The 10594-nt window shown below is 72.7% G+C and carries 7 protein-coding genes and 1 pseudogene; all 8 read left to right on the top strand.

From position 1 onward, the window contains the following. Window positions 1-846, top strand: a pseudogene (locus HTZ82_RS05530) (glycosyltransferase family 4 protein); the annotation flags it as partial. Window positions 847-1023: 177 nt separating this feature from the next. After that, window positions 1024-2535 (top strand): bifunctional cytidylyltransferase/SDR family oxidoreductase, encoded by a 1512-nt coding sequence (locus tag HTZ82_RS05525; protein WP_175408140.1) that lies wholly within the window; start codon window positions 1024-1026, stop codon window positions 2533-2535. Window positions 2536-2701: 166 nt separating this feature from the next. Beyond that, complete coding sequence (locus HTZ82_RS05520; protein WP_309235319.1) at window positions 2702-4852, top strand: hypothetical protein; 2151 nt, start codon at window positions 2702-2704, stop codon at window positions 4850-4852. Window positions 4853-5073: 221 nt separating this feature from the next. Continuing rightward, window positions 5074-6225 carry a glutamate 5-kinase gene (proB, locus tag HTZ82_RS05515; RefSeq protein WP_175408138.1) on the top strand — a complete coding sequence of 384 codons (1152 nt, stop codon included), beginning with the start codon at window positions 5074-5076 and terminating at the stop codon, window positions 6223-6225. Window positions 6226-6348: 123 nt separating this feature from the next. After that, complete coding sequence (locus HTZ82_RS32020) at window positions 6349-6984, top strand: hypothetical protein (protein ID WP_175408137.1); 636 nt, start codon at window positions 6349-6351, stop codon at window positions 6982-6984. 111 nt (window positions 6985-7095) lie between these two features. Beyond that, window positions 7096-8397 carry a glutamate-5-semialdehyde dehydrogenase gene (locus HTZ82_RS05505; protein ID WP_175408136.1) on the top strand — a complete coding sequence of 434 codons (1302 nt, stop codon included), beginning with the start codon at window positions 7096-7098 and terminating at the stop codon, window positions 8395-8397. Window positions 8398-8516: 119 nt separating this feature from the next. Beyond that, complete coding sequence (locus tag HTZ82_RS05500) at window positions 8517-9086, top strand: hypothetical protein (protein ID WP_309235318.1); 570 nt, start codon at window positions 8517-8519, stop codon at window positions 9084-9086. A 67-nt stretch (window positions 9087-9153) separates the two neighbouring features. Beyond that, window positions 9154-10317 carry a hypothetical protein gene (locus HTZ82_RS05495; RefSeq protein ID WP_175408135.1) on the top strand — a complete coding sequence of 388 codons (1164 nt, stop codon included), beginning with the start codon at window positions 9154-9156 and terminating at the stop codon, window positions 10315-10317. Window positions 10318-10594 lie beyond the last annotated feature (277 nt).

Genomic DNA, 10594 nt, shown 5'->3' with positions numbered 1-10594 from the left:
AAGCCCGTGGCCGACTGTGTCGTCGGCGACGACGGCACCCTCACCATGAGGCTCCTCACGCCCCTGCCCGGCGCCCGGCTCACCGTCGCCGGCCGCGCCTTCCCCTTCGACGGGACCGGGGTCGCCACCGTGCCCGCCGGGACCGACCTGGCCGAGGGTGTGTGGCCGTGCGCCGTCCAGGCCCACGGCACCGCCGCCACCGACGGTGCGGGCGTCACCCCGGGCGCCCCCCTCCCGCTCGCCGCCCGCGCCGTCGACCAGCGAGGCGCGATGCGGGCCGCCGGGCGGCAGGCCGCCGACGCGCCGGTCCGGCACCTCGTTCCGTACACCAAGGGCGGCGTCCTCACGCTGCGGTCCTGGGTGCGCGAGGTCCACGCCGAGGCCGGTCACATCCAGGTGCAGGACCGGCACATCACCCTCACCACCCGCCTCTACGGCGGTGCCGGAGCCGCCGGCGCCGAGACCGCGACCCTGCTGCTCCGCCGCCGCGGCGGCCACCCGCTCGACCTCACGTACCGGGGCACCCGGCTCCCCGACGGCGGGCACCGCTTCACCTTCCCCGTCACCGCACCCGCCGACCGTCAGCACGACCCGCACGATGTGTGGGACCTGTGGGTGCGGTATGCCCCCGACGCCGAACCCGCCCGCGTGGCCCGCCTCCTCGACGACGTCGTCGAGAAGGGCACCCTCCAGCCGTACCCGCCGGTGGACCTGCTGAAGAAGCGGCCCCTCCGGAGGGTCCGCGCCGCGGTCCGCAAGCTCTCCGGCAGGTCGCAGGACCGCGTCACCGTCAAGGTGTTCTTCAGCGCGGCCGACGATCTCGTCCTAAACGTCCAGGACAAGTGATGTCCGTCACGGGGATTCTCCGGGAGAGGCTCGCCCGGCCCGTACCCACCGCCCCTGACCAGCAGGTGAACATCGGGTGTCGCACCGCCGCGAGCCCCGCCATGGCCACCTTGCGATTCGGTCACGGAGAGTGCGACCATCAGCCCGTTCCCCCAGCCAAGCAAGGTAGGTCGTCCTGTGTCTGCGCCTTCGTCCGCGCCTAGTGAAGCCAAGACCCGCACCACAGCCGTCGTGCTCGCCGGGGGGACGGGCCAGCGCGTGGGGCTCGCCATCCCGAAGCAGCTCCTGAAGATCGCGGGCAAGGCCGTCATCGAGCACACGCTCAGCATCTTCGAGCAGGCGGAGAGTGTCGACGACGTGATCGTGCTGATGGCGCCCGGATTCGTCGAGGACATCGAGCGGATCGTCGCCAAGGCCGGCTTCGCCAAGGTCACCCAGATCATCGAGGGCGGCGCCACCCGCAACGAGACCACCGAGCGCGCCATCCGCGCCCTCGGCGAGGGTCTCACGGACGGCGAGGACCTGAACGTCCTCTTCCACGACGCCGTCCGACCGCTGCTGTCACAGCGCGTGATCAAGGACTGTGTCGACGCCCTCGACCGCTACCAGGCCGTGGACGTCGCCATCCCGTCCGCCGACACCATCATCGTGACCCGCACGCACGGCGAGGACGGCGAGTTCATCACCGACGTCCCCGACCGCTCCCGGCTGCGCCGCGGCCAGACCCCGCAGGCGTTCAAGCTCTCCACGATCCGCAGGGCGTACGAGATCGCGGCCGGCGACCCGAACTTCCAGGCCACCGACGACTGCTCCGTCGTCCTCAAGTACCTGCCGGACGTGCCGATCCACGTCGTGCCGGGCGACGAGTACAACATGAAGGTCACGCAGCCCGTCGACGTCTTCATCGCGGACAAGCTGTTCCAGCTCGCCTCCACCGCCGCGCCCGCGCAGGCCGACGAGGCCGCGTACCGCGAGCGGCTCGCCGGCAGGACGGTCGTCGTCTTCGGCGGCTCGTACGGCATCGGCGCCGACATCGCCCGCATCGCGGAGCAGTACGGCGCGAGGGTGTACGCCCTCGGCCGCTCCACCACCGGCACGCACGTCGAGAACCCCGAACACGTCGAGGAGGCCCTGGCCACGGCCTACGCCGAGACCGGCCGTATCGACTACGTCATCAACACCGCCGGAGTGCTGCGCATCGGCAAGCTCGCGGAGACCGACACCGCCACCATCCAGGAAGCGCTGAACGTCAATTACCTCGCGCCTGTGCAGATCGCGCGTGCATCGTACAAGTACCTGGTGGAGAGCAAGGGACAGCTCCTGCTCTACACCTCCTCCAGCTACACCCGCGGCCGCGCCGAGTACAGCCTCTATTCGTCCACGAAGGCCGCCATGGTGAATCTCACGCAGGCACTCGCCGACGAATGGGCGGCGGACGGAATCCGCGTCAATTGCGTCAACCCGGAGCGCACCGCGACGCCCATGCGCACCAAGGCGTTCGGCCAGGAGCCCGCCGGATCGCTGCTCTCCTCCGAGGCCGTCGCGCGGACCTCCCTGGACGTGCTGCTGTCCGAACTGACCGGTCATGTCATCGACGTTCGGCAGCAGGACCCGACCCGTGCCGCCGGCGAGGCCTCCGGCTTCGAGCAGGCGCTCGCCGCCGTCCTCGACCGCGAGGAAGATGTGTAATACTCACTGGATGTGAATTCCCGGGCCCCTGCATGATCGCCGAACGGCGAATGCAGGGGCCCGCGCAGTGAAGCCCCACCTTCACGGAATCGACGTCTTACCAACGCCTTTGTGAAACAACCGGCTTTGTGAAACGACCGGCATCCCCGTCTGGAGCAGGTTCTACGTGATTTCGACCGCTATTCGCCTGGCCCGCGTGGGCAGTGGGGCAGAGCTGTCCGCGGCAGTCCTCCTGGGACTCGGTTATCCGTGCGTCATGCTCGCCGCGCTGATCCCGAACCTCTGGCTCTTCACGGCCGCCGGTGCCGTGACATACGCCGCGGACTGGTACCTCCACCAGAAGCGCAGCTACCTCGTCAACCGCCTCAACAGCGTGCGCGCCGGTCTGCCGATCCGCTTCCTGCTGCGCCAGCTCCTGCTGATCCTGCTCCTCGCCCGCGAAGGTCTCGCCGACCGGCCCGTGTTCTACGCCGCGGTCGCCGGCTTCCTGCTCTTCTACGGCCTCCAGGCCCCGCACGGCGCGCTCGCCGCGTTCATCCGGCTGCGCCGCACCATGCCGGTCGTCACGCGCAACGTCGACCTGCACGCCGTACGCATCCCGGACGCCCCGCCCCGGGCGCTGCTGCACCGCTCCGCGGAGAAGATGCTGCACCTCGACGTCCCGGCCGTCGCCGGTGTCGTCGCCGCCGTCCTGACCGGGCGCGCGGTCGTCGCGTACGCCGGTGTCGCCGCCACCCTGGTGCTGGGCGTCCTCTACATCGCGCTGCTCGCCCCGTACATGCGCCGCAGGCGCCGCGTCCCGGGCGCGGGCGCGGTCCTGAAGGCCGTCGACGGGTGGCTGCGCGAGTACCAGCCCACCGTCGCGCTCTACTTCTCCGGCGGCGGTGACTCGGCCTATCAGGTCAACATGTGGCTGGACGCCCTGGAGCAGGTCGACGGGCGCCCGATCATCATCATGCGTGAGCGCGAGCTCGTCGCGAAGCTCGGCGACACCTCCGTGCCCGTGCTGTGCATCCCCGGCGGCCAGCATCTGATGGCCCGGGACTTCTCCTCGGTACGCGTCACGCTGTACGCCGCCAACGTCGGCAAGAACATCCACATGCTGCGCGTCCCCACCAGCAAGCACGTCTTCATCGGTCACGGCGACAGCGACAAGCTCGCCAGCGTCAACCCGTTCTCCAAGGTGTACGACGAGGTGTGGACCGCCGGCCAGGCGGGCCGCGACCGCTACGCCCTCGCGGACGTCGGCGTCCGCGACGAGGACATCGTCGAGGTGGGCCGCCCGCAGCTCGACGGCGTCCAGCGCTGGACGGGCACGCCGAAGAACCCCATCCCGACGATCCTGTACGCCCCCACCTGGGAGGGCTGGGACGGCAACCCCGGCAACACCTCGCTGCTGCTGGCCGGCGAGAACATCGTCAAGCGGCTGCTGAACGCCGACCCGCCGGTCCGCGTCATCTACAAGCCGCACCCGTTCACCGGGCTTGTCGACAAGAAGGCCAAGGCCGTCGACGAGCGCATCAAGAAGCTGGTCACGGAGGCCGCCGCGCGCCGCGCCACCGACCCGCGCTGGGCGAAGGAGGCCGCCGCCGCGCAGCCCGGGCAGGCCGCCGCACGCGCCGAACTGGCCAGGATCGAGGCCCGTCTCGCCGCCCTGAGCACCCCCGGCCGCAAGGGCACCGACGAGGCCGAGACCTCCCGCGTCTCGCTCGCGGACCCGCACCGCCTCGCCGAGATCAAGCGGCTGCGCGCCGAGTGGAACGACGCCTACTGGCGCTCGTCCGGCTGGTGGGAGCACAAGGTCGTCACCGGCTCCGAACCGCGCCTGTACGACTGCTTCAACGAATCCGACGGCATGGTCTCCGACATCTCCAGCGTCGTCTCCGACTTCATCGCGAGCGGCAAGCCGTACGCCGTGACCGACTCCGCCGAGGTCGGCGAGGAGGAGTTCAAGAGGCAGAACACCGCTGTACGGGCGGCTGTCGTCCTTTCCAACAGCGCCGCCGAACTCGGCGAACTGCTGGCCGCCGTGGCCGACCCCGCCGCCGATGCACAGGCGGAGGAGCGGCGAGGCCTGAAGCGCTACCTGCTCGGGCCCGACGAGCCCACGTCCATCGAGCGGTTCAACGCCGCCGTGCGCGCCCTGACCGCCAAGGCCGAGGCCCGCAACGCGGGCGTCGCGCAGCGGCTCGCCGGCCAGCGGATCGGTGAACTCGACCGCGAGGACGGCGCGGCACTCGGAGCCGAGCCGGAGGGCAGGCCGGGCGCGGCGGCGGAGACGCAGAAGGACGCGGCGGAGACGACGGCCGTCGGCTGAGGACGGCTGTCGGCTGAGGACGGCCGTCGGCTGAGGACGGCCCGGGAGCGGTTTCGTGAAGGTGTCCGGCCCGGTTTCTGGAAGAGCCCCGGCCCCGGCTCCCGGCCCGGTTTCTGGACATGTCCGCGGCATGTCCAGAAACCGGTCCACCGGATGAAACGCCCGCGCACCGACCGCCCGACCTGGCATAGATTCGCCACGTGACAGTGGTAAGGCAGTACGTGACAGAAGCCCGCCGGATCGTCGTCAAGGTCGGTTCGTCGTCCTTGACCACCGCCTCAGGCGGCCTCGACGCGGACCGCGTCGACGCGCTGGTCGACGTACTGGCCAAGGTGCGCGGCCCGGGCGAGGACGGGGGTACGGGCGGCGGTGCGGGCGCGGGTGCGCGGGAGATCGTCCTGGTCTCCTCCGGAGCCATCGCCGCCGGACTCGCCCCGCTCGGCCTCACGCGCCGCCCCAAGGACCTCGCCCGCCAGCAGGCCGCCGCCAGCGTCGGCCAGGGCCTCCTCGTCGCCCGCTACACCGCGTCCTTCGCCCGCTACGGCGTACGCGTCGGCCAGGTGCTCCTCACCAGCGACGACATGAGCCGCCGCGCCCACTACCGCAACGCCTACCGGACGCTCGACCAGCTTTTGTCGATGGGCGCGTTCCCGATCGTCAACGAGAACGACACCGTCGCCACGGACGAGATCCGGTTCGGTGACAACGACCGGCTCGCCGCCCTCGTCGCCCACCTCGTCCGCGCCGACCTGCTGGTGCTGCTCTCCGACGTGGACGGCCTGTACGACGGCGACCCCAGCAGGCCCGGCACGTCCCGTATCCAGGAGGTGCACGGGCCCCGGGACCTGGCCGGCGTCGAGATCGGCTCCGCGGGCAAGGCCGGGGTCGGCACGGGCGGCATGGTCACCAAGGTCGAGGCGGCCAGGATCGCCGCGGCGGCGGGCATCCCCGTCGTCCTCACCTCCGCCAGCCGGGCAGCCGACGCCCTCGCGGGGCGGGACACCGGCACGTACTTCCACCGCACCGGGCGCCGCTCCGCCGGCCGGCTGCTGTGGCTGGCCCACGCGTCGGCGCCGCAGGGGGCCCTCACCCTCGACGAGGGTGCCGTGCGGGCGGTCGTGCACGGCAGGAAGTCGCTGCTGCCCGCCGGAATCGCCGCCGTGGAGGGCGAGTTCGGCGCGGGCGACCCCATCGAGCTGCGCGACACCGACGGCCGCCCCGTCGCCCGCGGTCTGGTCAACTTCGACGCGAAGGAGATCCCGCAGCTCCTGGGACGTTCCACCAAAGAGCTGGCCAAGGAACTGGGCCCGGCATACGAGAGAGAAGTCGTACACAGGGACGATCTGGTCGTTCTGCACCCCTGGAACGGCTGAAAGTCGGGTCAACCGTCGGAGACCTTTACCAAAACCGCCCCATCCAGCGCTCAGGGCTGGTCAACTTTGTCTGGGGGGTAAGGCGGGGTGACAGCACGACAACGCATCAACAGGAGGCCGCCGGTGAGACGAGCGCGCCCAGGGGCTGGGCCCCGCGGGACGACCGAACGTGCCTTGACGAGTGTCGAGGCCGGGGCCGATTTCGACGACACCCAGGTCCCGACCGGCACGGGTACGGGCGCCGGCACCGGCACCGGTACGGGCGTCGGCACGAGCAGCCGCACGGTCACGGGCACGGGAAACGGCACGGGCATCGGCAAAGGTGCCGGCAAGGGCATCGGCATCGGTTCCGGCATCGGCACCGGCACGGGCCCGGGCACGGGTGCGGGCGAGGGTGACGCGTCACCGGACCGGCCGGTGTCCAAGCTGTGGCACATCACGCTCAGCGTGTCCGGCGAGGAAGCACCGCTGAAGGAGGTCCGGCGAGCGCTCGAACAGCTCGCCCACGACCATCCCTTCCTGCTGACCAGCCGGTACGCCAACGATCACGCCGAGATCCGGTACTGGGAAGAGGCCCGCGACCTGCACGACGCGGCGGCCGTCGCCCTGCGTCTGTGGGGCGAGCACCGGCAGAGCGCCCAACTGCCGCCCTGGGAGATCGTCGGCCTGGAGGTCATCGACCGCGAGACCTACCACCAGCGCATCGCCGAGGGCTACGGCCCGCCGCCCGCGGCCCCGGTCGGCGTGCACCCGTACTGAGCGGCGCGCACCCGTGCCGAGCGGGTGCAGGAGCGTTCCGCTGCGTCTCGGGGACCGGGACGGAGCGTGACCTATGAGGGGTGCCCGCGGGGATCGCATTACCCTGCGGGCATGACCTCGCATTCCGCCTCTCCCTCCATGAACCCGTACGACGACCTGTCCCCGGTCGCCCAGGCCGCCTACCGGGCCCGCGGGGCGGCCGCCGACATCGCGCCACTTCCGCGCGCGGTCAAGGACGACGCCCTGCTCGCCATGGCCGACGCCCTGGAGGTCCGCACGGCCGAGATCGTCCAGGCGAACGGCGAGGACGTGGCCCGGGCCCGGGAGGCGGGCACCAGCGAGTCCATCGTCGACCGGCTCACGCTCACCCCCGAGCGGGTGCGGGCCATCGCCGCCGACGTCCGCCACGTCGCCGCGCTGCCCGACCCGGTCGGCGAGGTCGTCCGCGGCTCGACCCTCCCCAACGGCCTCGACCTGCGCCAGGTCCGCGTCCCGCTGGGCGTCGTCGGCATCATCTACGAGGCCCGCCCCAACGTCACCGTGGACGCCGCCGCCCTCTGCCTCAAGGCCGGCAACGCCGTCCTGCTGCGCGGCTCGTCCTCCGCTTACGCCTCCAACACGGCCCTGGTGCGCGTCCTGCGCGACGCGGTCGGCGGCGCCGGGCTCCCCGCGGACGCCGTGCAGCTCGTCCCCGGCGAGTCCCGCGACTCCGTACGGGAGCTGATGCGCGCCCGCGGGCTCGTCGACGTTCTCATCCCGCGCGGCGGCGCCTCCCTGATCCGCACCGTCGTCGAGGAGTCCACCGTCCCGGTCATCGAGACCGGCACCGGCAACTGCCACGTGTACGTCGACGCCCACGCCGACCTCGACATGGCCGTCGACATCCTGATCAACTCGAAGGCGCAGCGCGTCAGCGTCTGCAACGCCGCCGAGACCCTCCTCGTCCACCAGGACATCGCCGCCGCGTTCCTGCCGCGCGCCCTGGACGCCCTCGCCGACGCGGGCGTCACCGTCCACGCCGACGAGCGGGTCCAGGCCTACGCCGAGGGTTCCAAGGCGACGGTGGTCCCGGCGACCGCGGAGGACTGGGAGACCGAGTACCTCTCGTACGACATCGCCGCGGCCGTCGTCGACTCCCTGGACGCGGCCGTCGCCCACATCCGGCTCTGGACCTCCGGCCACACCGAGGCGATCGTCACCACCTCGCAGGCCGCCGCCCGCCGCTTCACCCAGTTGGTGGACTCCACGACGGTCGCCGTGAACGCCTCGACGCGGTTCACGGACGGTGGCCAGTTCGGCTTCGGCGCGGAGATCGGCATCTCCACGCAGAAGCTGCACGCCCGCGGCCCCATGGGCCTTCCTGAGCTCACCTCCACGAAGTACATCGTCACGGGCGACGGTCACACCCGGTAACCACGCCCCGGCGTCGGCCCCGAATCGGACCGCGCCGACCCGCTTCGGACCGGCATCGGGCAGGGGGAGGTTCCGCACTCTCCCTGCCCGAACCCGTCCCGCGGGTCTACTCTGAACACGTGCCGGACGACGTGGGGGGCAGGCCGTTCCCGGACGGCTGGGAGCCCGACGACGACCGCGGAGGCGCGGACGAGGACCTCGCCCCCGTGGTGTTCGACGAGGACTTCGTACGAGCCGCCAGGTTCCACGAGCCGACCGCGGTCGAGCGTCTCGTGGCCGCCGCCCAGGCCCGCGCCGACGCGGACGCCGCCCGAGGCCGCCGCCCCGGCCCGGGCCCCGACGGCGACCCGTACGACCCGCCCCCGTACACCCCCGGCGACGACGCCCCCGACCCGTACGACCCCTATGGTCCGTACGGCGGCCGCCTCCGCCCCTACCGGCCGGTCTCCCGCTGGTACCGGCCCGTGGCCTGGGTCGTCGCCCTCCTGATGGGCCTCGGCATGGTCGCCCTCGCCTTCACCGCCGTGTACCGCAGCTCGTCCGGCGACCGCGACGACCAGATCCCCGCCCCCGCCACCACCGACATCGCCCCCACCAGCGACCCCGCCGACACCACGGCCTCCGCCCCGTCGACCCCGGACTACTCGCCGCCGCCCCTCCTCACCCCCGACGCGCCGTCCCAACCGTAGAGACGCACGGGCAAGTTGGCGTCCGGCCCGGCGTTTACGGCAGCCCCCTCAGACCTACCCTCAAGGTATGGCAGGGAGTGTCGACCCGCCCGACGGGACGCCCGACGGCACACCGGAGGGGCTCCCCGGCGGTGGAGAGGACGAGTACCGGTCCGTCGTCTTCGACGAGTCGTTCGTCCGCGCTGCCCATCTCCAGGAACTCTCCGCCCAGGAGCGCCTCGACGACCACACCCGGCCCGTCCGCGACCGCCCCCACCACGGGGGACCCGGCCCCGAGCCCCCCGGCCCCGGCGGCCGCCGCCGCGGATCCCGGGCCGGCGCCCTGCTCCTCGTCCTCGTCGTCGCGATGGTCTTCGCCGCCGCCGTCCACCTCGGCTCCCGCCAGGCCTACCCGCCGCCGCTCGACCAGCGCGCCGAGCCGCTCCGTATGACCCTCCTCCCACTCGTTCCCCAGGGCGCCGTCCCCGGCGGCCGCCCCGCCGACCTGTACGCCCACAGCCCCGCCGCCGAGTACCGCTCCGGCGCCGCCGGGGTCACCCTGCCGCCCGTCCGGCGCACCACCCACTTCTCCGAGGGCCAGGTCATGGCCGCCCTGAGCACCGCCAAGGACTACCTGGTGCAGTCCTCCCTCGACCCCGACGTCCTGACCGGCGGCACCGTCCGCCCCGTCCGGCTGCTCCTGGACCCCGACCAGCTCGCCCAGTTCGACCGGAGCACCGACGCCCCGTCCACCGACGGCCGCCACGCCACCGCCGGCTGGCTCGTACGCTTCGACCCCGCCCGCGTCGCCCTCGCCGACCCCGCCGTCCGCGTCCACGGCAGCCTCCGCGTCGCCGAGACCAGCCCCGGCGTCCTGGAGGTCACGTCGGACCACACCTTCGTCTACGTCGTCCGCCCCGCCGCCGCGCCCGGCTCCGACACGGCGAACGCCTCCCTGTTCACCGTCCGCCGCGAGCTGCGCTTCCACTTCGACCGCGAGGACCTCCGCCTGCACCGCGCCGAACTGGTCACCAGCCACCTCCAGGCCGGCCCCCTGGACTGCGCCGCCGACCTCTCCGGCGCACTCCGCCCCCTCCTCTCCGGCCAACGCGCCACCTCGACCACGCCCCCGCCCACCGACCCCCACGCCTCCGACCCAGCGACCGCCACCCCCCTCTGCGCCCCCTTGTCCCCAGCTGCACAACCCACGCTCCCGCCCACCACCGGCACCCCGCCCCCACAGGCCCCGTGACCCTTGGGCCTGGCAACCGCCCGGCCCCCCAGACCACCGATGCGGGGTCTGGACGGGGGCAGGCGGATGGCCGTGCGGGCCGAGCGGGGCAGTCGGCGGGCGCCCCGCTGACAGCGCGGGCCACAGCAGGCGGGCGGTCGTGCGCGGCCGGGTGGACGGAGGCGCCGACGGGACGTCCGGCCGGGAAGGTCACGCGAGCGGATCGCCCACCCGCCGGGCAGCCGGTGCGGACGCGCGGTGCGCGCCTCCCGCGGCGCCGGGGCCCGCGGGGGACGGG

It is taken from the genome of Streptomyces sp. TRM64462, from assembly GCF_013362995.1.
In the GTDB taxonomy this organism is placed as follows: Bacteria; Actinomycetota; Actinomycetes; order Streptomycetales; family Streptomycetaceae; genus Streptomyces.
The sequence above is the reverse complement of the archived record's forward strand: the minus strand, read 5'-3'. Positions and strand labels throughout refer to the sequence as shown.

Excerpts from the sequence above, each read along its gene's own strand:
- HTZ82_RS05505 (WP_175408136.1), top strand. The coding sequence starts at position 7,096 with ATGACCTCGCATTCCGCCTCTCCCTCCATGAACCCGTACGACGACCTG.
- HTZ82_RS05495 (WP_175408135.1), top strand. The coding sequence starts at position 9,154 with ATGGCAGGGAGTGTCGACCCGCCCGACGGGACGCCCGACGGCACACCG.